Below are 21488 nucleotides of genomic sequence, written 5' to 3'. Positions count from 1 at the left end.
TGCTTCGTGAACTGACTCGCGGCAGTTGTTTGAGCGCAGCGCGAAGCGCGTAGCGAGTTCTGCCGCGGCCCGTCCATTCGAGCACCGCAGCGGAGTCGGCCCGCAGGGCCGACCGACCCCGTATGAGCCCACGCGCCCTGAGCCTGGCGCCGGCGCCCACCCCGGACCTCGCCCGCCCAGCTGAGCGCCAACGCCAGCATCCACACTCAGCTCAGCTCAACTCAGGCCAAGCCAGGCAAGCACCTGCCCAGCTCACTGCAGCTCAAGCCAGACCAGCACCCGCCCCCAACCCTCGGGTCTGATCCGCCCCCCTCACTCCGCCACGTAATCCGACACGACCTTCCACTTGCCATCCACGATCTGCGACAGCCGCGACGCGTTGTTGCCAAGCCGCTTGGTCGCTGTGAAGGTCATCTTGGGCGAGCCGAACATGTCCGGCTCGAAGGTGCTCGCGTCCATGATCTTGATGAAGGAATCGGTCGTCAGATTGGCCCCGGCCTTCTGCGCCACCTGCGCGAAGTCGTCCACGATGGAATAGCCGTAGACCGAGAACACCGTCGGGTCCTCGTTGAACTTGGTCTTGTACTTGTTGGCCCAGAAGCGGATCTTGTCGTTCTGCTCGTCGGTGTACGGGTTCTGCACCGTCATGGTGGCGTACATGCCGTCCATCGCCTTGCCGCCCAGCTTGTGGATCAGGTCGGTGTAGGCCGCGCTGGAACCCAGGAACACCGGGTTGAAGCCGGTCTTGCGCGACTCGCCGATGGTGCCTATGGTTTCGCGGATGATGGTGCCCAGCACCACCACCTCGCAGCCGGCCGCCTTCATCTTGGCCACCTGGCTGCTGAAGTCGGTCGCGCCGCGTTTGAAGCTGGTCTTCTCGGCCAGCTCCATGCCCGCGGCCTTCAGGCCCGCCTCGGCGCCGCGGTTCACCTCCAGGCCGAACTCGTCGTCCTGGTAGATGGTGCAGACCTTCTTGGCGTTCTTCTCCTTCACCATCTTCGGCAGCGCCATGCGGATCTGGTCGTAGTAGGTGGCGGCAAAGGAGTACTTGAGCCGGTTGAGCGGCTCGTACATCTCGCGCGCCGCCGTGATCGGGAAGAAGTTGATGATGTTCTTGTCGAACTGCACGGGCATGGCCGCCATGTTCTGGGCGGTGCCGATGTGGCCGGCCATGATGAAGATCTTGTCCTGGTTGACCAGCTTCTGCGCCGCCAGCACGGCCTTCTTGGGGTCGTAGCCCGAGTCCTCCACATAGAGCTTGAGCTTGCGGCCGTTGATGCCGCCCTGCTCGTTGATCTCCTCCACGCGCAGTTGCATGCCGTTGCGGGCCTGCTTGCCGAAGCCGGCCAGCGGGCCGGACAGGTCCTGGATGGTGCCGATGCGGATCTCGTCCTTGCTCACGCCCTGCTGCTGGGCATGGGCCAGCAGCGGGAGGCCGAGCGCGAGAAGGGCGACCGAGGTCGCGGCGGGGCGAAAGGTCTTCATGGGCTGTCTCCTTGGGTGGTCGGGGTATCGCGGGTTTGCAGACTGCGGGACGGGGCTTCGACAGGCTCAGCCCGACCGGATGGCGGCACATGGGCGGATGGGCCGCACGGCCCCTGTACTCCTACGCCGCATACATCGCCTCGATCTGCGCGGCGTACTTGGCCTGCACCAGCTTGCGCTTGAGCTTCATGGTGGGTGTCAGCTCCTCGTCCTCGGCACTGAGCTGGGTGTCGAGCAGGAAGAACTTCTTGATCTGCTCGACGCGCGCGAACTTGGCGTTGACGCGGTCGATCTCGCCCTGGATCAGGTCCTGCACCTCGCGGGCGCGCGTCAGGCTGGCGTAGTTGCTGAAGGGCACGTCGTGGTCCTGCGCGAATTTCTCGACGTTCTCCTGGTCGATCATGATGATCACCGTGAGGTAGGGCCTGGCATCGCCGATCACCACCGCATCGGTGATGTACGGGCTGAACTTGAGCTCGTTCTCCAGCTCGCTGGGCGTGATGTTCTTGCCGCCCGCGGTGATGATGATGTCCTTCATGCGGTCGGTGATGCGGAAAAACCCGTCCGCGTCCACCGTGCCCACATCACCCGTGTGCAGCCAGCCGTCGGCATCGATGGTCTCTGCCGTCTTCTCGGGCTGGTTGAGGTAGCCCATGAAGACGTTGGGGCCGCGCACGCGGATCTCACCCGTGCCTTCGTCGATGCGCACTTCGTTGTAGGCGGTGGCCGGGCCGATGGAGCCGGGCTTGATGCGGTCGGCCGGCATGCCGGTGGAGGCGCCACCGGTCTCGGTCATGCCCCAGACCTCCAGCATGGGCACGCCCAGCGCCAGGTACCAGCGGACGAGATCCGGCGAGATGGGCGCTGCGCCCGTCACCAGGAAGCGTGCGCGGTGGATGCCTATGAGCTTGCGCACGTTGTCCAGCGCCAGCACCCGCGCCAGGCGGAACTGCAGCCTGAGCGCGCCATCGACGGGCTGGCCGGCCAGCACGCGGTCGGCGATGCGCTCGCCCACGCCGATGGCCCAGGCATAGGCGGCGCGCTGCAGCGGCGTCGCCTCCTTGAGGGCGATCATCACGCCGGAATAGAACTTCTCCCACACGCGCGGCACCGCGAGGAAGACGGTGGGCGCGATCTCGCGCACGTTCTCCGGCACCGTCTCGGGGTTCTCGACGAAGTTGAGCACCGAGCCGGTGTACATGGCGAAGTACTCGCCGCCCATGCGTTCGGCCACATGGCACAGCGGCAGGAAGCACATGCGCTCGTCGCGCTCGTCCTGCGCGATCAGCGTGTTGTAGCCGCGCATGGCATACACCAGGCCGCCGTGGCTGTGCATCGCGCCCTTGGGCTTGCCGGTGGTGCCCGAGGTGTAGATCAGGATGGCCAGGTCGGCCGGCCTCAACTGCCCCACGCGCTCGTCGATGGCCTGCGGATGGAGCCGCAGATGCTCGCGGCCCAGGGCGCGCAGGTCGTGCAGCGACAGCACGTCGGGGTCGTGGAAGTCGCGCAGCCCCTTCATGTCGAAGACCACCACCTTGCGCAGCCGCGGCAGTTGCGCCCGCACGGCCAGCGCCTTGTCGAGCTGCTCGTCGTCCTCGACGAAGAGCACCGTGGTCGACGAGTCCTCGCACAGGTAGTGCACCTGGCTGGCCGAGTCGGTTGGATAGATGCCGTTGGAGACGCCCGCGCAGCTCAGCACCGCCAGGTCGGCCAGCACCCACTCGATCACCGTGTTGGACAGAATCGACGCACAGTCGCCGGGTGCGAAGTCCAGCGCCATCAGGCCATGCGCGATCTCGGCCACCGCCTCGGCCGTCTGCTGCCAGGTCCAGGCGCGCCAGATGCCAAGCTCCTTCTGCCGCATCCACACGCTGTCTCCGCGCAGGCGCGTGGCGTTCCAGAACACGGCGGGCAACGTCTCGCCGGGCACCACGATGTCGGCGCGCGGCGCCATGTGGGCCGTGTCCCAGAGGCCCGTGGGCACACGGGCAGGGCCGTTGGCGGGCACGGCAGAAGCGGCAGCCGGTGCCGAGGCATCCAGCCCGGCGCGCAGGAAGCCCGCTGCAGCACGGGCGAGTGTGAAGGTCGGAGTGCGCATGGTGCGGGCCTTTCGTCGTTCAACGCCAGGTCTTCTTTTTCTTCCAGCGCCGCTCGCCGCGGGCGCCGGTCTCCTGCATGCCGAGGTAGAACTCCTTGATGTCCTCTTTCTCGCGCAGGCGCTCGCAGCTGTCCTCCATGACGATGCGGCCGTTCTCGAGCACATAGCCATAGTCGGCCGCGTTGAGCGCCATGTTGGCGTTCTGCTCCACCACCAGCAGCGTGGTGCCGCGTTCGCGGTTGATGCGCACCACGATCTCGAAGATCTCCTTGGTGAGCTTGGGCGACAGGCCCAGCGAGGGCTCGTCCAGGAGGATCAGCTCGGGCGCGGCCATGAGCGCGCGCGAGATGGCCAGCATCTGCTGCTGGCCGCCGGAGAGCAGCCCGGCATCCTGCGTTGCGCGCTCGCGCAGGATGGGGAAGTAACCGAACACCGTCTCCAGGTCGCGCGCCACACCGTCGCGGTCGCGGCGGGTGTAGGCGCCCATCAGCAGGTTGTCGCGCACCGACAGCAGCGGGAACACCTCACGTCCTTCCGGCACATGCGACAGGCCCTGATGCACGATGAAGGCCGGGTCGCGCGCGGTGATGTCCCGGCCCTTGAAGTGCACCGAGCCCTTGCGCGGATCGATGATGCCGGAGATGGTCTTGAGGATGGTCGTCTTGCCCGCGCCATTGCTGCCGAGCACGGTGGCGATTTCGCCGCGCCGCACCTTGAGGCTGACGCCGCGGATGGCCTTGATGGGGCCGTAGGCGCTCTCGACGTTGAGCAGCTGCAGCACGTCCTGCGCGGGCTCGGCGCCGGCGCTCATTGCAAGGCCGGCATGCACCGGCAGCGTGGTCGACGCGATGGCGGTGCCGGTACTCATAAGCGCGCTCCTTCGTGATCCTCGGCGGAACATCCACGCGATGCGGCGGCGCGCGTCATGCCACCACCTTCGGCCGCCGCAGGCTGCTCACGTCTTCGGCGGTGCCGAGGTAGGCCTCGATGACCCGCGCATCGGCCTGCACCTCGCGCGCGCTGCCTAGCGACAGCACCTCGCCCTGGGCCATGGCCAGCACGCGGTCCGACACCTTGGAGACCAGCGTCATGTCGTGCTCCACCATCAGCACGGAGATGCCCAGCTCGTGCTGGATGTCCTGGATCCAGAAGGCCATGTCCGCGGTCTCCTCCACGTTCAGGCCGGACGAGGGTTCGTCCAGCAGCAGCAACTGGGGCTCGGTGCACAGGGCGCGCGCCAGCTCGACCACCTTGCGCACACCGTAGGGCAGGCCGGCCACGAGCGAATCGCGGTGGTGCTGCAGGTCCAGCAGGTCGATCACCTGCTCGGCCTTCTCACGCGCGGCCACCTCGGCGTCGCGCGTGGCCGGCGTGAAGAACAGCTCCGACCAGAAGCCGGTGCGCCGATGCACATGCCGGCCGATCAGCAGGTTGTGCAGCACCGTCGCATGCTCGAAGAGCTCGATGTTCTGGAAGGTGCGCGCGATGCCCAGCGCCGCGATGGCGTGCGGCGGCTGGTCGGTCAGCGTCAGCGGTGCCGGCCCGCCGTTCCAGGTGATGCGGCCGGTCGTGGGCTGGTAGATGCGGCTGATGAGGTTGAACACCGTCGTCTTGCCCGCGCCGTTGGGGCCGATCAGCGTGAACACCTCGCCGCGTCGCACGTCGAAGCTCACCTGGTTGACCGCCAGCACGCCACCGAAACGCACGCTGAGGTCCTGGGCGGAAAGCAGCACGTCGCTCATTTCAACCTGTCGGACTTGGTGAAGGACTTCTGCCGCTTGAACATGCCGCGGCGGTAGAAGGGAAAGAGCTGCAGCCAGGCGCGCACCTTGAGCCAGCGGCCATACAGGCCCATCGGCTCGAAGAGCACGAAGGCGATCAGCACCAGGCCGTACACCAGACCCTGCAGGCCCGGCGCCTGGCCGATGGCCTCGGGCAGCCAGTCCTTGCTCAGCGCGATCAGCTGCGGCATCGAGATCAGGAAGATGGCGCCCAGGAACACGCCGTGCACCGAGCCCAGCCCGCCGATCACCACCAGCAGCAACAGGTCGATGGACTGCAGGATGCTGAACTGGTCGGGCGAGAGGAAGCTGATCTTGTGCGCATAGAGTGCCCCGCCCAGCCCCGCGAGCGCCGCCGACAGGGCGAAGGCCAGCGTCTTGTAGCGCGCCAGGTGGATGCCCATGCTCTGCGCCGAGATCTCCGAATCGCGGATGGCCACGAAGGCCCGGCCGGTGGGCGCGCGCAACAGGTTGAGCACGCCCAGCGTGCACAGCACGGTGGTCAGCAGGCAGACGAAGTAGAAGGCCTCCGCGCTGCTGAAGTCGAGGCCGAAGAGCCTGGGCGACTTGACGTGCAGGCCTGCATTGCCGCCGGTCAGGCTTTCCCAGCGCGCGAACACCTCTTCGACGATGAAGCCGAAGGCCAGCGTGGCAATGCCCAGGTAGATGCCCTTGACCCGCAGCGCCGGCATGGCCACCACCACGCCCACCGCTGCGGACAGCAGCGCCGCCGCGACCATGGCCAGCGGAAAGGGCACCCCCAGGTTGACCAGCACGCCCTGCGTGTAGGCGCCCGTCCCCAGGAAGGCCGCGTGGCCGATGGAGAACTGCCCGGTGAAGCCCGCCAGCAGCATCAGCCCCAAGCCCACCACCGCGTAGATGAGTACGAAGTTGAGTTGCGCCAGCCAGTACTCGTCCAGCAACCAGGGCGCCGCCAGCAGCAGCACGCCCAGCAGCGAATACCAGAAACGATGTCCGCCGTGCTTGGCCAGGTCGATGTCCTGCGCATAGGAGGTCTTGAAGATGAAGCGCATGGCTCAGACCTTTTTCCGCAGCTTCTCGCCGAACAGACCGTTGGGCTTCACCATCAGCATGGCCAGCACCACGATGTACGGTGCCGTGTCCTTGAAGCCGTCGGGCAGGTAGAAGCCGGCCAGCGACTCCACCACGCCGATCACCAGCCCGCCGACGATGGCCCCTGGCAGGCTGCCGAAGCCGCCCACCACCGCGGCAGGAAAGGCCTTGAGCCCGATGAAGCCCATGTTGGCATGCACGAAGGTGATGGGCGCGAGCAGGATGCCCGCCACCGTGGCCACCGCCGCTGCCAGACCCCACACCAGCCCGTTGAGCCGCTTGACCGGAATGCCCATGTAGTAGGCCGCCAGCTGGTTCTGCGAACTGGCCTGCATCGCGATGCCCAGCTTGCTGTAGCGGAACATGGCAAACAGCAGCCCACAGAGCACGGCCGTGGCCGCGATCACCACCGCCTGCTCCACGTTGATCACCAGGCCGCCCAGGTTCCAGACCTGGTCCTTGTAGGGCACGGGCAGCGTGTGGGTCTCGGTGCCGATGCCGGGCACCATGGTGATCAGCCCGCGCGCCACGTAGCCGATGCCGATGGTCAGCATGACGATGGAGAACTGCGGCTGGCCCAGGATGGGCCGGATCACCACCAGCTCCAGCAGCGCGCCGAAGGCCACCAGCGCCGCCACCGCCAGCACCGCCGCCAGCCAGAAGGGCAGGCCCAGCAGCGTCATGGCCGCAAATGCCGCGAAGGCGCCCAGCATCATCAGGTCGCCCTGGGCGAAGCTGACGGTCTCGGTGGCCTTGTAGATGAGCACGAAGCCCAGGGCGATCAGCCCGTAGATGCAGCCCTGGGCGATGCCCGAGAGCAGGAGTTGCAGCACCTGCATGTGCGTGTGCGCGCGGCGTACGTCGCGATGAGGCGGATGCAGGGCGCGCTCAGGCCGCCGCGGGCCCGTGCGCGTCCATCACGGCCAGGCGGCGCGAGCCCGCGACGATGTCGCTGGGCGTGAGGCCGTAGACCTGCCGGATCGAATGGCTGAAGTGGGTGGAATCGGGATAGCCGGCCTCCAGCGCGATGTCGGTGAGGCTGCTGCCCTGGTGCACATAGCGCAGCAGGCTGCGCGCCCGCTTCCAGGCGCGGAACACCCGGAAGGGCACGCCCACCTGATCGCGGAACAGGTGCAGGAAGCGCGAGAAGGACAGCCCCACCGACTCCGCGCAGGCCTCCGCGGCCAGCGATTCGGCCGGATTGGCGCAGATGCGCGCGATCACCTGGGCGATGCGCGCGTCCAGCCGCCGCGGCACCAGCGCCTCGCCGAAGAAGAGCTGGTCGAAGTCGACGGGCGCCGCGGCTTGGCCGTGGCAGGCGGCCAGCAGCTGCGCATGGACCACCCGCACGCGGCGGACCATGGCCTCGTCGTGCACCGCCCCACTGCGCTGCAGCAGCGGGGGCAGGGCATCGGCATCGACCGACTCGGCCTCGACCACGACGTTGAAGACCTGCGGCTCGGGGCTTTCGACGCGATGGGGCACATGCGGCGGCACCACGAGCAGCTCGCCCGATTGCCAGGCGCCGCCATCGATGCTCACGCGATTGGGCAGGCCGCGCGGGGACACGTACACCGCATGGCCACCCAGGCTGCGCGAGCGCGTCGCGCCCAGCAGCCCCGCGTAAAAGACGCGCTGCGCCGTCAGCCACATCACGCGCTCGCTTGCGGCGCGGCTCGCCCTGCTCGTGTGCATCCTCGTGTCTCCTCCTTGCAGAAGGTATGGCCCCGAGAGGCCGCAGCCATGGTCGGGAACGGTGCCCAGCCTGGCTGCATCCGGCAGCCGGCTCGACGGAAAGCGCGCGCCATCGTAGTGGCGCACCTGGGCACTTGGAAGCGGACGGGTCGAGGGACTTACCCTAGGGCGCATGAACGGTGTCTCCGGCGGGTCGGGGGCCAGGGCTCTGAAGGCCCGGTCGGTTTCCACGAGGGTAGGCAGCAGCCCGCGTGCCGCGCTTGCGGCAACTGGCTGCCCGCCGGCCGCCGGGCATCGGGACTGACCCGGAGCCCATCGCATCGACGCCCCGCCGCTGGGGAGCGACGGATGGCCGCTTCTACTGCGGTACCAGCTCCACGCGCCGGTTCTTGGCCCGGCCGTCTTCGGCCGCGTTGCTGGCTACCGGCGCCAGATCGGCAACGCCGTAGGCGGCCAACCGATTGGCGGCGATCGCGTACTGCCCGACCAGCGCCGCATTGACCGCCTCCGCGCGTCGCTTGGACAGCGCGATGTTGCTTTCCAGCGTGCCCTGGTTGTCCGTGTGGCCCACCACCCGCAGCTTGAGCGCCGGCTCGGCCTTGAGCAGCTTGGCGATCTCGTCCAGCGCCGCCTTGGACTCGGGCTTGATGTCGGCCTTGGCGGTGTCGAACAGGATGCCGTAGAGCGCCACCCGGCCCGTGGCGGCAATGGCCTTGGACATGTCGCCTGCACTAACGGTGACCATGTTCTGCTTCATGGCACCGACCTCGATCACATCCACGGCGGCATAGGCACCCTTGACGGCCTTGTAGTCCTTGCTGGGGGCCGCCCACTGCACCGCCTCGACCACCACGTAGAGGTCGCCTTGCGGCCGCGGAATCCTGAAGCTGGCCAGCCGCGCCGTGGCAACGTCGGCAGTCGAGAAGGTGTAGGTGCTCCGACTGGTCTTGATCTCGTTCCAGCTGTAAGTGCAGAGGAAGCAACTGCGGCTCTTGAAATCGGCATCGCGGCCCGAGTCGTACAGCGTGCTGCCGCCGGCGGCCTGCACCTCGTTCTGGTAGTTGCGGATCAACTCGGCCGTCGAGGTGTCTCCCGCGGACTCGTACCAGAGCCGCGTCACCGCGCCCTCCACCGAAACACTGCTCGCCCAGCTGCGCTTGCGCGAGGTCGTGTCATAGCCCTTGAAGGTGCCTGTCGGCACCACGTATTCGTCGAAGCGCTTGAAGTCATAGCCCACGATGGTCGAGCCGGCGAAGCGCTTGAGCAGCGGGTTGTCCTTGGCGCCGGGCAGGTCCTGCGCCGCCGCGGATGCACCGAGCAATAAGAATCCGGCCACGGTCGGCAGGATCGACCGGAACAGGGGGGCGAAGAAGCAAAGGGTGCGCATGGTCGGCTCCGCGGACGGGTTGGCTGGATTCTTCCGAAACGCGGGCGACGCGCCTTCCTGTCGTTCGGCCTATGCAGCCCGGCTTGGGGCCTGCCCGCATGCACGGCTGCGCGACAGGCTGGCGGCGCACGGGCCGTTAGCATCGACCGCTGAGGCTTTCCCCTTTCTTCCTTTCGTCTTATCTACTCTCGAGGAGCGAATCAATGGACATCCAGACCGTGGGCATCATCGGTGCCGGCACCATGGGCAACGGCATCGCGCAGGCCTGCGCCGTGTCGGGCGTCAAGGTGGTGATGGTGGACATCAACCAGGCGGCCGTGGACAAGGGCCTGGCCACCGTCGCCGGCAGCCTGGATCGGCTGATCAAGAAGGAGAAGCTGACCGAGGCGCAGAAGGCCGACGCGCTCGCGCTGATCCAGGGCTCGACCAATTACGACGACCTCAAGGCCGCGCAGCTGGTGATCGAGGCCGCCACCGAGAACCACGAGCTCAAGCGCAAGATCCTCAAGCAGGTCGATGCGCTGCTGGCGCCCGAGGTGATCATCGCGTCCAACACCTCGTCCATCTCGATCACGCAACTGGCGGCCGACACCTCGCGCGCCGACCGCTTCATCGGCATGCACTTCTTCAACCCGGTGCCGATGATGGCCCTGGTGGAACTGATCCGCGGCTACCTGACCAGCGACGCCACCCACGACGCCGTCAAGGCGCTGGCCCTCAAGCTGGGCAAGCAGCCCATCACCGTGAAGAACGCGCCCGGCTTCGTGGTCAACCGCATCCTGGTGCCGATGATCAACGAGGCCTTCTTCGTGCTGGCCGAGGGCCTGGCCACGCCCGAGGACATCGACGCCGGCATGAAGCTCGGCTGCAACCACCCCATCGGCCCCCTGGCCCTGGCCGACATGATCGGCCTGGACGTGTGCCTGGCGGTGATGGAGGTCTACCTGGAGGAGTTCGGCGATTCCAAGTACCGGCCCTGCCCGCTGCTGAGGGAGATGGTGGCGGCCGGCCAGTTGGGGCGCAAGACGGGGCGCGGGGTGTATAGCTACTGACGCGCACAGCGCCGCCGGCCGGCCTGCAAGCGCGGCGGCGGCCCGGCGGCCCACTGCTGCGCGACATCCCCCTTTTCCTAAGGAACCTCCGATGCCCGCCCTACCGATCCGCCCGACCATCCTGGCCCGGTCCATGGCCTGCGCCGCCGCCTCAGTGCTGGCTGCGAAGCCGGCGGCGGAACCGCTGGCCGGCCACGGATGCCCCGGCAGGCGTCGCCGCGCGGCGGGCCATCCGCCGTATGGAGACGCACCGTGGTCAAGCTGATCCTCAAGTCCTTCCTCGCTGCCCTCGCGTTGTCGGCGCTCGCGGTGGCGGCCGGCCGATCCCTCTGGCCCGGGACGCCGGTCATGACCGTGCTTGCCTGTGCCGCACTGTTCGGTACGGGGCTGCTCTGTGGGGTGGTGATGTACGCCATCTTGGGCGGCCACTGGAACCAGTTCACCCTGCGCGCCGGCGGCACCGATCCGGCCTGGATGAAATGGGGTGGCTAGCCACCGGGCCTGACGGCGCTGCGCGAGGCATGCGCAGGCCAGAAGGCCGCGGACGACGAAAGAACGGGCCGCGCGCACTGAAAGGACGGCGCTGGCCCAACCTGCCCGTTCACGGCGGCCCATGCCGCTGCGGCGCTGCCGCGATCTCGAACACGCCTCCGTTGGTCGGTGTGGCCGACTCATGGAACACATCGTGAAGGTACTGGGCCAGTTCCTCCCGCGGTACCTCGGCCGGAATGGCCAGCTCCGCCGGCCGCCGCTTGCCGTCGTCGCCCAGGACGAAGCACATCCAGCGCGTGCCGTTGCGCTCGACGGCGATGAGTCGTCCGAACACGTTGAAGCGATGGGCCATGATGGGCTCCCGTGATGCAGCCCGCCCACTCTAGCGCCGCAGGCGCTGATCCCGAGCGCTGCGCCGCTGCCGGGATCAACCCTGAAGCGACACCTTGCCGCGGCCCGACTTGAGGGCCGACCGCAAGGCCTTGGACGCGAGCCGGCGCTGCTTCGAACCGAAGGTCGGCGCGGTCGCCCTTCGCGACCGGCGCTCGACGGCAGCAGCGGCGACGATCTCCTCCAGCCGGCTCAGGGCCTCGGCCTTGTTCTGGTCCCGGCTGCGGGAGGACTGCGCCTTGATGACGATCACCCCGTCCTTGGTGATGCGCTGGTCCTGACGTTGGAGCAGCCGCTCCTTGACCGCCTCGGGCAGGGAAGCGCGGTGGATGTCGAAACGCAGATGGACCGCACTGGACACCTTGTTGACGTTCTGCCCGCCCGGCCCCTGCGCGCGGACGGCCGTGAACTCGATGTCGCGGGGGTCGATGGTGAAAGGCATGGCAGACGGGCAGTCTAGGGGATGCGCATGGCGGAACGCGCGGGCTCTGGGCATCCGCGGATCGGAGCGGTCCGCGTCGGTGCGAGGACCGTCGTCTACGCGACCCCGATGCGCGCGCAGATGCCCTATGTTTCGCGGCTGGAGACAGACCCACCCCTCGAAACGCGCCCACCATGGACATCCAGACCCCCGCCCCACCGCCCGAAGGCTGCATCAGCTGCGAAGTCGTCGACACGCACATCCTGCTCATCGGCATCAACCGTCCGGCCAAGCGCAACGGCTGGACGCCGCGCATGTTCCGCGAACTGGCCGAGGCCTACACCCGGCTCGACGACGAGCCCGAACTGCGCGTGGGCGTGCTGCATGCCTTCGGCGACCACTTCACCGCCGGGCTCGACCTGCCGCAGGTGGTGGAGCATCTGCGCCGGGGCGAGAAGCTCGCGCCCATGGGCCTGGTCGAGCCGCACGACTTCGGCCTGCCCGGCTACCGCCGCCGCACCAAGCCCATGGTCGCGGCCGTCAAGGGCATCTGCTACACGGTGGGCATCGAGCTGATGCTGGGCGCCGACATCACGGTGGCGGCCGACGACTGCCGCTTCTCGCAGATGGAAGTGCAGCGCTGCATCCTGCCCACCGGCGGCGCCACGCTGCGCATGCCCGAGCGCGCTGGCGTGGGCAATGCGCTGCTGCATCTGCTCACCGCCGACGAGTTCGATGCCGCCGAGGCCTACCGCTGCAACTTCGTGCAGAAGGTGGTGCCGGCGGCCGAGGTGCTGGACGCCGCCGTCGGCATCGCCCGCCGCATCGCCGCGCAGGCGCCGCAGGCGGTGGTCGCCACGCGCTTGAACGTGCTCAAGGCCATCGAAATGGGCCAGGCCGCGGCGGTGGCCGACTTCGGCCCGGTGCAGCAACGGCTGCAGACCACCGAGGACGCGGCCGAGGGTGTGCGCGCCTTCGTCGAGCGCCGGCCGGCGCGATTCACGGGACGCTGAGGGCGCGCCACGGACAGGGAGACGGCCCTGTCAGCGGCATGGTCTTGCATGCAATTGTTTTGCACGCAATTAAATTGCGCGCACAATCTGGTCCATGCCCAAGACGCCCACCACCGCCGAACTGCTCAGCCTGGACAACCAGCTGTGCTTCGCGCTGTATTCGGCGTCGCTGTCGATGACCCGGCTCTACAAGCCGCTGCTCGACGAGTTGGCGTTGACCTACCCGCAGTACCTGGTGATGCTGGCATTGTGGGAGGGTGATGGGGTCACCGTGTCGGACCTCGGCACCCGGCTGTCACTGGACTCCGGCACGCTCACCCCTCTGCTCAAGCGCCTCGAAGCGACCGGGTATCTCACCCGCATGCGCGACGTGGCCGACGAGCGGCGCGTGCTGGTCCGCCTGACGGCCGAGGGCCGGGCGCTGCGGGCCCGGGCCGTGCAGGTGCCGCAGTGCCTGCTGGCCGCCAGCCAGTGTTCGCTGGAGGAGCTGTCGCAGCTCACCCGGCAATTGCAGGCGCTGCGCGACCGCGTGTCCGCTGCCTGATCGTTCCTTGCCTCCCTTTCGTTTTCCCAACCAACCCAGGAGAAAGACCATGACCCACAAGCTCGAAAAAGTGCTCTACACCGCCCAAGCCCACACCACGGGCGGCCGCGACGGCGCCAGCAAGACCAGCGACGGCGCCCTGGACGTGACGCTGAGCTCCCCCGGCTCCGGCAAGCCCGGCACCAACCCCGAGCAGCTGTTCGCCGCCGGCTACTCCGCCTGCTTCATCGGCGCCATGAAGGCCGTCGGCCCCAAGGTCGGCGTGAAGGTGCCCGATGACGTGAGCATCGACGCCAGCGTCTCCCTGGGCCCGATCAAGGGCGGCGCCGCCTACGGCATCGCCGCCAAGCTGGCCATCACCCTGCCGGGCCTGGACGCTGAGCAGAAGAAGAAGCTGGTCGATGCCGCCCACGAGGTGTGCCCCTACTCCAACGCCACCCGTGGCAACGTCGAGGTCGAGCTGTCGATCGCCTGATCGACGCACTCGCCTCGCGATGAAAGACGCCACCTTCGGGTGGCGTTTTTTTTTGCTTTTTGCCCCTGCGTCGGCGACGTCGGCATTCGCGCAAACCCGGCTAAACAGCGGCACGGAACCGGCAGCACACTTGCATCCGAGCGGGGCCGCCGCAAGCGCTGGCGATGTGCCCCGACGGCTGCCACTCGCCCGCCCGCTGCCCTGCGCCGACCGATGCAGGAGCCGGCTCGTTCCCATCTTCCCGACCACGACCGATGAAGCCCTTCCGCGCCGCTGCCCTGCTTGCACTGCTCGCCGCCCTGCTCGGCCCCGGCGCGCACGCCGCAGGCCTGGCGTTCATCGCCATACCTGCCGCCGCCGACGGCCCTGCGTTGCAAGGCGCCGTCTGGACGCCATGCGCCACGCCCGCGACGGACATCGTGCTCGAGCCGCTCGTGGTGAAAGGCGTGCGCGACTGCCCGGTGGCCGGCAATCGGCTGCCGATGGTCGTGATGTCGCACGGCACGGGCGGCTCGGCCATGGGCCACCACGACACGGCGGCCGCGCTGGCCGATGCGGGCTTCGTCGTGGCCGCCATCGCTCACCCGGGCGACAACTTCCGTGACCTGAGCCGGCAGGCACGGCTGTCCACCTTTGCCACGCGGCCCGTGGACATGCGGCGGCTCGTCGACCACATGCTCGGGCGCTGGCCCGGCCATGCGGCGCTGGACCCGCAGCGCATCGGCATCTTCGGCTTCTCGCGTGGCGGCTACACCGCCCTTGCGCTGGTCGGCGCCCAGCCGGACTGGACGTTGCGGCGCGACCTGTGTCCCGCCGGATCGACCGTGCCACTGTGCCAGGAGGCGGCCCGCGGCGAGGTGCCGCCGCCGCCCGTGCCGGACGTCCGCATCCGTGCCGCAGTGGTGGTCGATCCGCTGAGCATGTTCGCCGCGCCCGGGCTGAAGAACGTGCGCGTGCCGGTGCAGCTGTGGGCCTCGGAGTTCGGCGGCGACGGCGTCACGCCAGAGAGCGTGGCCGCCGTGCGCGATGGCCTGCCGACGCCGCCCGAGTGGCAGGTGGCCGAGGGCGCGGCGCACTTCGCCTTCCTGGCGCCGTGCTCGGCCGCGTTCACGCGCATGGCGCCCGAGATCTGCAAGGACGGCCCCGGCTTCGACCGCACTGCCTTCCACCAGCGCTTCAACGCAGCGGTCGTGGCCTTCTTCCGCCAGAAGCTGGCCACACCCGCGCCGCGCTGATCGGCTCGGCGGTCCGGCAGCGCTTCAGCCCGGCACCTCGTCCTCCTCCATCAGCGCCAGCAGCCGCTGCGCATGCACATGCGGCGGGCCGCGGCGCCAGATGGCGTGGGCCTCGGACTGGCCCGAGGCATCGGCCAGCGGGCGGAAGACCACGCCACGCAGCCCGGCGCGCTGCATGGCGGCCGGCACCAGCCCCACGCCCAGGCCTTCGGCCACCAGCGCCAGCACGGCCAGCCAGTGGCGCACCTCGTGCCGCACTTGGGGGACGAAGCCGGCCGCCACGCACAGGTCGAGGATGCGGCTGTGGTAGTCGGGTGACGCCTCGCGCGAGAAGAGCACCAGCGTCTGGTCGCGCAGGGCCGACAGCGCCACCTCGCGCCGGCTCGCCAGCGCATGGCCGCTGGGCAGACAGCAGACGAAAGGCTCGCGCACCAGGAGCCGCTGCGCCAGCTCGTCCGGGATGCGGCTGGTGTGGATGAAGCCCAGGTCCAGCTGGTCGTGCTGCAGGCGCGCCGTCTGCTCGGCCGAGTTGAGTTCGGTCAGGCTGAGCCGCACCCGCGGATGTGCCGCCTGGAAGCGCCGCAGCGCCTGCGGCAGGCCGCGGTAGAGCATGGCGCCGACGAAGCCCACCCGCAGCCGGCCCGCCGAGCCCTCGGCCACGTCGCGCACTTCCTGCGCCGCCTCGGCGGCCTGGGCCAGCAGCCGGGCGGCCGAGGCCTGCAGCGCCAAGCCGGCCGGCGTGAGACGCACGGCCTTGCTGGTGCGCTCGAAGAGGCGCGCGCCGAGGCGGGCCTCCAGCTGGCGGATGGCCACCGACAGCGGGGGCTGCGAGATGGCCAGCCGCTGCGCAGCGCGGCCGAAGTGCAGTTCCTCGGCCAGCACGGCGAAGTAGCGCAACTGCCGCAGGTCCATCGATAGCTCCTTCGAATGGAACATGTGTCAAACGATATTAGACCTGCATGGATCGGCTTCCAACAATGCGCGCAAGGCCCGCCCACCGTCCGTGTGGCGTCGGCCACCGAACCAGGAGACACGCGCCATGCCCGACACCCGCCCGCCCGCGGCCGCCGCCGCCATTCCCGACCGCCACGGCCAGAACCTCTACACCACCGATGACGAGCTGCAGCGCCTGCTGGCGCTGTACCTGCCAGCACCCTTGCTCGCGCATCTGCAGCCGCACCTGCACCGGTTGGGCGCCCTGGCCGGCGGCCCGCTGGACACGCTGGCCGCCACGGCCGACCAGAACCCACCGACGCTGAGCCTGCGCACCCGCACCGGCCAGGACGAACAGCGCATCGTCAAGCACCCGGCCTATGTGGAAATGGAGCGCCTGGCCCTGGCCGAGTTCGGCCTGGGCGCCATGTCGCACCGCGAGGAGACGCTGGGCTGGCGCGGCAGGATGCCGCCCGCGGTCAAGTACGCGCTGACCTTTCTCTTCGTTCAGGCGGAGTTCGGGCTGTGCTGCCCGGTCTCGATGACCGACTCGCTCACCCGCACGCTGCGCAAGTTCGGCAGCCCCGAGTTGGTGGCGCGCTTCCTGCCGCGGCTCACCTCGCTGGACTTCGACGAACTGGCCCAGGGCGCCATGTTCATGACCGAACAGGCCGCCGGTTCCGACATCGCCGCCACCGAAACGCGCGCCTGGCAGGACGAGGCCGGCCAATGGCGCTTGTCGGGCGACAAGTGGTTCTGCTCCAACCCCGACGCCGACTTCGCCATGGTGCTGGCCCGCGCGGGCGGCGCGCCGGCCGGCATGAAGGGCGTCTCGCTCTTCCTGCTGCCGCGCCGGCTGCCCGACGGGACGCTCAACCATTACCGCATCGTGCGGCTCAAGAACAAGCTGGGCACGCGGTCCATGGCCAGCGGCGAGATCCGGCTCGACGGCGCCATCGCGCACCTGGTGGGCGAGGCCGGCCGCGGCTTCGTGCAGATGGCCGACATGGTCAACAACTCGCGCCTGTCCAACGGCGTGCGCGCCGCCGGCCTGATGCACCGCGCGGTGGCCGAGGCCGAGTTCATCGCCCGCGAGCGCCGCGCCTTCGGCCGCACGCTGGCGCAGATGCCGCTGATGCAGCGCCAGCTCGACAAGCTGCGTGTGCCGGCCGAGCAGGCCCGCACGATGGTGTTCCAGACCGCGCGCACGCTCGAGCGCTCGGACGGCGGCGATGCGCAGGCCTACGGGTTGCTGCGCATCCTCACGCCGCTCATCAAGTTCCGCGCCTGCCGCGACGCCCGCAAGGTGACCGGCGACGCCATGGAGGTGCGCGGCGGCTGCGGCTACATCGAGGAATGGAGCGATCCGCGGCTTGTGCGTGACGCGCACCTGGGCTCGATCTGGGAAGGCACCAGCAACATCGTGGCGCTGGACGTGCTGCGCGCCATCCGCCGCGAAGGCTCGCTGCCGGTGCTGCGCGCACATGTCGAGGCATTGCTGTCCGAGGCCGGCGCCTCGCTCGCGCCGGCCTTCGCGCAGTCTCTGCGCGAGTCCATGGACCGCGCCTGCGCGCTCGCCGAGACCGCCACCCAGGACGGCGGCGACGTGCTGGCACGGCAGGCGGCCTCGGCCCTCTACCACTGCACCAGCGCCACCGCCATGGCCTGGGAAGCGGTGCGCACCGGCTCGGCAGACCGGCTGCGCTGGGCGCAGCTGGCGCTGCTGCACCGCGTGCTGCCGCGCGACCCGCTGGCACCCGATGCGCTGCCCGCGGGCTGGCAGGCGATGCCGGCCGCGGCGCCTGTGCCCGCCTTGCAGACGCCCGCCTGACGCGGGCTGCACCGAACCTCTTTCCCGATCCTGATGACCGACAACAAAACGGAGACACGCATGCCCCATCAAGCCCTTCTTCGCCGCCGCCAGTTTGCCCTGGCCGCCAGCGCCGCCGCGCTCATGCCCGCGGCCTTCGCACAAGCGCCCTTCCCGTCCAAGCCCGTGATGTTGGTGGTGCCGTTCCCGCCCGGCGGCCCGACCGACGCCATGGCCCGCACGCTGGCTGCCGAGATGAGCACCCGCCTGGGCCAGCCCATGGTGGTCGAGAACCGCGCCGGCGCCGGCGGCAACATCGGCGCCGAATACGTGGCGCGGGCCGAGGCCGACGGTCACACGCTGATGTTCGGCACCTCGGGCCCGCTGGCCATCAACGTGAGCCTGTACCGGAAGATCGGCTACGACCCCACCAGGAGCTTCGCGCCCGTCATCCAGGTGGGACACCTGCCCAACATCCTGGTGGTCAACCCCGCACTGCCCGCCAAGGATGTGAAGGAGCTGGTCGCCTATGCCAAGGCCAACCCCAACAAGCTGAGCTATGCCTCGTCGGGCAACGGCGCCTCCTCGCACCTGGCGGGCGTGCTGTTCAACAGCATGGCAGGCACCGAGATCCTGCATGTGCCCTACAAGGGCACCGGTCCGGCCCTCAACGACCTGCTGGGTGGGCAGGTGAGCATGACCTTCACCGACATCCTCACGGCCCTGCCCTACATCAAGGCCGGCAAGCTGCGCGCACTGGGTGTGGCCACCGCCAGCCGCTCGCGGGCGCTGCCCGAGGTGCCGACCATCGCCGAGCAGGGCTACAAGGGCTACGACGTCAGCGTGTTCTTCGGCATCGTGGCGCCAGCCGGCACGCCTGCCGATCGCATCGCACTGCTCAACCGGCAGCTCGCGGAGGTGCTGGCCTCGCCCAAGGTCAAGCAGTCCTTCGACGCGCAGGGCCTGGAGCCCGCGCCCGACACCTCGCCGCAGCAACTGGCCCGCTTCATCGCCGCGGAGACGGCCAAGTGGAAGGGCGTGGTCGCGCAGTCCGGCGCGCAACTCGACTGAGGCATCGCGCGCTCCTATGCATCTGCCTTCCCAAGCCGGCGCGCTGGCCGGCATCCGCGTGCTCGACCTGTCGCGCATTCTGGGCGGACCCTACTGCGGCCAGATCCTGGGCGACCATGGCGCCGACGTGCTCAAGGTCGAGCCGCCCGGCGGCGACGACACCCGCACCTGGGGCCCGCCGTTTCGCGACGGCGTGGCCTCGTACTACCACGGCCTCAACCGCAACAAGCGCATCCAGCACCTGGACCTGACCACGGCCGAGGACCGCGAGCGGCTGCTGGCCCTGGTCGCAGAGGCCGACGTGCTGATCGAGAACTTCAAGACCGGCACCATGGAGCGCTGGGGCATCGGCCAGGCCGACCTGTCGCGGCGCTTTCCGCGCCTGGTGTGGTGCCGCGTCACCGGCTTCGGCAGCGACGGCCCCCTGGGCGCGTTGCCCGGCTACGACGCCGCGGTCCAGGCCATGACCGGCATCATGAGCATCAACGGCGAGGCCGACGGCGGCCCGCTGCGCGTGGGCCTGCCGGTGGTGGACATGGTGACCGGCATGAATGCCGCGCTGGGCGTGCTGATGGCCTTGCAGGAGCGCCAGCGCAGCGGCCGCGGCCAGCTGGTGGAGGCGGCGCTGTACGACAGCGGCCTGGCACTGCTGCACCCGCATGCGGCCAACTGGTTCATGGACGGGCGCGCGCCGAAGCGCACCGGCAATGCGCATCCCAACATCTACCCCTACGACGCGCTGCGCACGGGCACCGACCCGGTGTTCGTGGCCGTGGGCAACGACCGGCAGTTCGCAGCCTGCTGTCGCGTGATCGGCGTGCCCGACCTTGCCGCCCATGCCGACTACGTCACCGCTGGCGCCCGCTCGGCGAACCGCGATGCGCTCAAGGCGGCGCTGGAGGCGCAGATGGCCGCGCTGGACGGCCGTGCGTTGGTCGAGGACCTGATGGCCGCCGGCGTGCCCGCCGCCCCGGTGCTGGATGTGGAAGCCGCGCTTCGGCATCCGCACACGGCGCACCGCGGCATGGTGGTGGAGATGGAAGGCGGCTGGCGCGGGCTGGGCTCGCCCATCAAGCTGGACCGCACCCCGGCGAGCTACCGGCATGTGCCGCTGACACCGGGCGACCGCTTCGCACCGCGGGACTGACTCCTTCGCGCGGACACGGGCGGCGCGCGCCCTCCGCTGCGTCACCCAGGCGACGGCGTCCAGGCTTGTCCCGTCGCGGGCCGGCCGCGCAGCCGCTAAGGTGCGCAGTCCCCCGCCGCAGACCTGCCCCATGCCCACCACCGACTTCCTCGTCCATCCCACCGACCTCGGCCAGACGCACTTGCGCGAGCGCGAGGACGCTCCGCTCGAACCTGGCCAGGTGCGCCTGGGCATCGACCGCTTCGCGCTGACGGCCAACAACGTCACCTATGCCGCCTTCGGCGACGGGATGGGCTACTGGCGCTTCTTTCCGACCGGCGACGAGGCCTGGCGCTTCGTGCCGGTCTGGGGCTTCGCGCGGGTGCTGCAGTCCACGCATCCCGGCGTGGCGGTGGGCGAGCGGGTATACGGCTTCTTTCCCACCTCGTCCAAGGTGGTGCTGACGCCCGGACGGCTGTCGCCGGAGCGCTTCACCGACATGGCGGCGCACCGGACCGAGCTGCCGGCGGTCTACAACCAGTACTTCCGCTGCACCAGCGATCCGCTCTACACCGCCGACACGGAGGACATCCAGGCCCTGCTGCGGCCGCTGTTCATCACCTCGTGGCTGATCGACGACTTCCTGGGCGACAACGCCTTCTTCGGCGCGGCCGAGGGCGGGCAGGCCACGGTGCTGCTCTCCAGCGCGTCGAGCAAGACCGCCTACGGCACCGCCTTCCAGCTGGCGCAGCGGCCCGACGTGCGCGTGGTCGGCCTCACCTCCGACGGCAACCGCGCCTTCTGCGAGGGCCTGGGTTGCTATGACGAGGTGCTGGCTTATGGCGAGCTGGACCGCGTCGCCGCCGACGCGCCCTGCGTCTACGTGGACTTTGCCGGCAACGGCGAGTTGCGCCGCGCCATCCACGAACGTTTCGGGCAGCTGCGCTACAGCATGGTGATCGGCAACACGCATGTGGACCAGCGCGCGCCCGAGGGCAGTGCCAAGACGCTGCCCGGGCCCCGCGCCACCTTCTTCTTCGCGCCGACGCAGATCAGGAAGCGCACCTGCAAGTGGGGCGCCGAGGCCTTCGGCCAGAAGCTGGCGCAGGGCTGGCGGGCCTTCACCGCCCGCGCCACGCAGGCCGATGCGCCCTGGCTGCAGGTCGAGCAGCACCGCGGCGGCGCGGCGTTGCAAGCGCTGTGGCCCACGGTGATGCACGGCCGCGGCGATCCGCGCGCGGCACATGTGGTGTCGCTCGCGCCCTGAGCATCACCGAAGGCCGCGGGCCACAGCCGGCAATACTCGGAGTTCGCGCCGCAAGGGCCTTGGCGGCGCGTCGACGCTGCCTGCTTCGCGGCTCGGCCGGCACAAGGCTGATGCAGCCGCTTCCACGGCGCCGACAATG

Annotated in this window: 21 protein-coding genes; 10 read left to right on the top strand and 11 right to left on the bottom strand. The window is 69.4% G+C overall.

From position 1 onward, the window contains the following. Window positions 1-312: 312 nt before the first annotated feature. The 8 genes from QZ772_RS04195 to QZ772_RS04160 all read right to left on the bottom strand — a co-directional run bounded on the left by QZ772_RS04195 (window position 313) and on the right by QZ772_RS04160 (window position 9520). Entirely contained in the window at window positions 313-1485 is a 1173-nt protein-coding gene (locus QZ772_RS04195; protein ID WP_295523327.1) for an ABC transporter substrate-binding protein, read from the bottom strand. Window positions 1486-1606: 121 nt separating this feature from the next. Beyond that, window positions 1607-3439, bottom strand: coding sequence for a long-chain fatty acid--CoA ligase (locus QZ772_RS04190; protein ID WP_295523335.1), 1833 nt, complete (start codon window positions 3437-3439; stop codon window positions 1607-1609). 163 nt (window positions 3440-3602) lie between these two features. Next, window positions 3603-4394 (bottom strand): ABC transporter ATP-binding protein, encoded by a 792-nt coding sequence (locus QZ772_RS04185; protein ID WP_295523333.1) that lies wholly within the window; start codon window positions 4392-4394, stop codon window positions 3603-3605. A gap of 112 nt (window positions 4395-4506) precedes the next feature. Continuing rightward, window positions 4507-5325, bottom strand: coding sequence for an ABC transporter ATP-binding protein (locus tag QZ772_RS04180; RefSeq protein ID WP_295523325.1), 819 nt, complete (start codon window positions 5323-5325; stop codon window positions 4507-4509). After that, window positions 5322-6398 carry a branched-chain amino acid ABC transporter permease gene (locus QZ772_RS04175; RefSeq protein WP_295523323.1) on the bottom strand — a complete coding sequence of 359 codons (1077 nt, stop codon included), beginning with the start codon at window positions 6396-6398 and terminating at the stop codon, window positions 5322-5324. Before QZ772_RS04175 ends, QZ772_RS04180 begins: the two co-directional genes overlap by 4 nt. Before the next feature lie 3 nt (window positions 6399-6401). Next, a complete protein-coding gene (locus tag QZ772_RS04170; RefSeq protein WP_295523320.1) occupies window positions 6402-7277 on the bottom strand; it encodes a branched-chain amino acid ABC transporter permease in 876 nt (291 codons plus the stop codon). 49 nt (window positions 7278-7326) lie between these two features. Next, window positions 7327-8133: an AraC family transcriptional regulator gene (locus QZ772_RS04165; protein ID WP_295523318.1), complete on the bottom strand. Its 807-nt coding sequence runs from the start codon at window positions 8131-8133 to the stop codon at window positions 7327-7329. A gap of 358 nt (window positions 8134-8491) precedes the next feature. Further along, window positions 8492-9520 (bottom strand): OmpA family protein, encoded by a 1029-nt coding sequence (locus tag QZ772_RS04160; RefSeq protein WP_295523316.1) that lies wholly within the window; start codon window positions 9518-9520, stop codon window positions 8492-8494. 203 nt (window positions 9521-9723) lie between these two features. Here QZ772_RS04160 and QZ772_RS04155 point away from each other — a divergent pair, with 203 nt between their 5' ends. Together QZ772_RS04155 and QZ772_RS04150 are read left to right on the top strand one after the other, a co-directional pair. After that, window positions 9724-10572, top strand: coding sequence for a 3-hydroxybutyryl-CoA dehydrogenase (locus QZ772_RS04155; RefSeq protein WP_295523314.1), 849 nt, complete (start codon window positions 9724-9726; stop codon window positions 10570-10572). 252 nt (window positions 10573-10824) lie between these two features. Beyond that, complete coding sequence (locus QZ772_RS04150) at window positions 10825-11064, top strand: hypothetical protein (RefSeq protein WP_295523312.1); 240 nt, start codon at window positions 10825-10827, stop codon at window positions 11062-11064. A 109-nt stretch (window positions 11065-11173) separates the two neighbouring features. Here QZ772_RS04150 and QZ772_RS04145 read toward each other — a convergent pair whose 3' ends face one another. Together QZ772_RS04145 and arfB are read right to left on the bottom strand one after the other, a co-directional pair. Beyond that, window positions 11174-11416 (bottom strand): hypothetical protein, encoded by a 243-nt coding sequence (locus tag QZ772_RS04145; protein ID WP_295523310.1) that lies wholly within the window; start codon window positions 11414-11416, stop codon window positions 11174-11176. A gap of 75 nt (window positions 11417-11491) precedes the next feature. Beyond that, on the bottom strand, window positions 11492-11896 hold the full coding sequence (gene arfB, locus QZ772_RS04140) for an alternative ribosome rescue aminoacyl-tRNA hydrolase ArfB (RefSeq protein ID WP_295523308.1): 405 nt from the start codon (window positions 11894-11896) through the stop codon (window positions 11492-11494). Window positions 11897-12069: 173 nt separating this feature from the next. Between arfB and QZ772_RS04135 the strand changes: the two genes are divergently transcribed. The 4 genes from QZ772_RS04135 to QZ772_RS04120 all read left to right on the top strand — a co-directional run bounded on the left by QZ772_RS04135 (window position 12070) and on the right by QZ772_RS04120 (window position 15142). Next, window positions 12070-12888: a crotonase/enoyl-CoA hydratase family protein gene (locus QZ772_RS04135; RefSeq protein ID WP_295523306.1), complete on the top strand. Its 819-nt coding sequence runs from the start codon at window positions 12070-12072 to the stop codon at window positions 12886-12888. A 94-nt stretch (window positions 12889-12982) separates the two neighbouring features. After that, on the top strand, window positions 12983-13432 hold the full coding sequence (locus QZ772_RS04130; protein WP_295523305.1) for a MarR family transcriptional regulator: 450 nt from the start codon (window positions 12983-12985) through the stop codon (window positions 13430-13432). A 49-nt stretch (window positions 13433-13481) separates the two neighbouring features. Beyond that, the gene (locus tag QZ772_RS04125; RefSeq protein ID WP_294377960.1) at window positions 13482-13907 is read left to right on the top strand and encodes an organic hydroperoxide resistance protein; all 426 of its coding nucleotides are present in this window, start codon (window positions 13482-13484) and stop codon (window positions 13905-13907) included. Between the two features lie 254 nt (window positions 13908-14161). Beyond that, window positions 14162-15142: an alpha/beta hydrolase gene (locus QZ772_RS04120; RefSeq protein ID WP_295523302.1), complete on the top strand. Its 981-nt coding sequence runs from the start codon at window positions 14162-14164 to the stop codon at window positions 15140-15142. 24 nt (window positions 15143-15166) lie between these two features. Here QZ772_RS04120 and QZ772_RS04115 read toward each other — a convergent pair whose 3' ends face one another. After that, a complete protein-coding gene (locus tag QZ772_RS04115) occupies window positions 15167-16054 on the bottom strand; it encodes a LysR family transcriptional regulator (RefSeq protein WP_295523331.1) in 888 nt (295 codons plus the stop codon). Between the two features lie 127 nt (window positions 16055-16181). Between QZ772_RS04115 and QZ772_RS04110 the strand changes: the two genes are divergently transcribed. The 4 genes from QZ772_RS04110 (at window position 16182) to QZ772_RS04095 (ending at window position 21349) form a co-directional block, all read left to right on the top strand. Then, window positions 16182-17906: an acyl-CoA dehydrogenase family protein gene (locus QZ772_RS04110; protein ID WP_295523300.1), complete on the top strand. Its 1725-nt coding sequence runs from the start codon at window positions 16182-16184 to the stop codon at window positions 17904-17906. 123 nt (window positions 17907-18029) lie between these two features. Then, window positions 18030-18956 (top strand): tripartite tricarboxylate transporter substrate binding protein, encoded by a 927-nt coding sequence (locus QZ772_RS04105; RefSeq protein WP_295523329.1) that lies wholly within the window; start codon window positions 18030-18032, stop codon window positions 18954-18956. Window positions 18957-18972: 16 nt separating this feature from the next. Then, complete coding sequence (locus QZ772_RS04100; RefSeq protein ID WP_295523298.1) at window positions 18973-20103, top strand: CoA transferase; 1131 nt, start codon at window positions 18973-18975, stop codon at window positions 20101-20103. A gap of 130 nt (window positions 20104-20233) precedes the next feature. After that, on the top strand, window positions 20234-21349 hold the full coding sequence (locus QZ772_RS04095; protein ID WP_295523296.1) for a DUF2855 family protein: 1116 nt from the start codon (window positions 20234-20236) through the stop codon (window positions 21347-21349). Window positions 21350-21488 lie beyond the last annotated feature (139 nt).

The organism is uncultured Pseudacidovorax sp. (genome assembly GCF_913773995.1).
Classification (GTDB): Bacteria; Pseudomonadota; Gammaproteobacteria; order Burkholderiales; family Burkholderiaceae_C; genus Xenophilus.
This window is presented reverse-complemented; position numbering and strand designations above follow the sequence as displayed.

Bases quoted from the DNA above. Each gene is read 5' to 3' on its own strand.
- QZ772_RS04125 (WP_294377960.1), top strand. From the start codon at position 13,482: ATGACCCACAAGCTCGAAAAAGTGCTCTACACCGCCCAAGCCCACACC.
- QZ772_RS04120 (WP_295523302.1), top strand. From the start codon at position 14,162: ATGAAGCCCTTCCGCGCCGCTGCCCTGCTTGCACTGCTCGCCGCCCTG.
- QZ772_RS04095 (WP_295523296.1), top strand. From the start codon at position 20,234: ATGCCCACCACCGACTTCCTCGTCCATCCCACCGACCTCGGCCAGACG.
- QZ772_RS04160 (WP_295523316.1), bottom strand. From the start codon at position 9,520: ATGCGCACCCTTTGCTTCTTCGCCCCCCTGTTCCGGTCGATCCTGCCG.
- QZ772_RS04185 (WP_295523333.1), bottom strand. From the start codon at position 4,394: ATGAGCGCCGGCGCCGAGCCCGCGCAGGACGTGCTGCAGCTGCTCAAC.
- QZ772_RS04165 (WP_295523318.1), bottom strand. From the start codon at position 8,133: ATGCACACGAGCAGGGCGAGCCGCGCCGCAAGCGAGCGCGTGATGTGG.
- QZ772_RS04115 (WP_295523331.1), bottom strand. From the start codon at position 16,054: ATGGACCTGCGGCAGTTGCGCTACTTCGCCGTGCTGGCCGAGGAACTG.
- QZ772_RS04135 (WP_295523306.1), top strand. From the start codon at position 12,070: ATGGACATCCAGACCCCCGCCCCACCGCCCGAAGGCTGCATCAGCTGC.
- QZ772_RS04195 (WP_295523327.1), bottom strand. From the start codon at position 1,485: ATGAAGACCTTTCGCCCCGCCGCGACCTCGGTCGCCCTTCTCGCGCTC.
- QZ772_RS04190 (WP_295523335.1), bottom strand. From the start codon at position 3,439: ATGGCGCCGCGCGCCGACATCGTGGTGCCCGGCGAGACGTTGCCCGCC.
- QZ772_RS04145 (WP_295523310.1), bottom strand. From the start codon at position 11,416: ATGGCCCATCGCTTCAACGTGTTCGGACGACTCATCGCCGTCGAGCGC.
- QZ772_RS04105 (WP_295523329.1), top strand. From the start codon at position 18,030: ATGCCCGCGGCCTTCGCACAAGCGCCCTTCCCGTCCAAGCCCGTGATG.
- QZ772_RS04110 (WP_295523300.1), top strand. From the start codon at position 16,182: ATGCCCGACACCCGCCCGCCCGCGGCCGCCGCCGCCATTCCCGACCGC.
- arfB (WP_295523308.1), bottom strand. From the start codon at position 11,896: ATGCCTTTCACCATCGACCCCCGCGACATCGAGTTCACGGCCGTCCGC.
- QZ772_RS04175 (WP_295523323.1), bottom strand. From the start codon at position 6,398: ATGCGCTTCATCTTCAAGACCTCCTATGCGCAGGACATCGACCTGGCC.
- QZ772_RS04170 (WP_295523320.1), bottom strand. From the start codon at position 7,277: ATGCAGGTGCTGCAACTCCTGCTCTCGGGCATCGCCCAGGGCTGCATC.
- QZ772_RS04180 (WP_295523325.1), bottom strand. From the start codon at position 5,325: ATGAGCGACGTGCTGCTTTCCGCCCAGGACCTCAGCGTGCGTTTCGGT.
- QZ772_RS04130 (WP_295523305.1), top strand. From the start codon at position 12,983: ATGCCCAAGACGCCCACCACCGCCGAACTGCTCAGCCTGGACAACCAG.
- QZ772_RS04100 (WP_295523298.1), top strand. From the start codon at position 18,973: ATGCATCTGCCTTCCCAAGCCGGCGCGCTGGCCGGCATCCGCGTGCTC.
- QZ772_RS04155 (WP_295523314.1), top strand. From the start codon at position 9,724: ATGGACATCCAGACCGTGGGCATCATCGGTGCCGGCACCATGGGCAAC.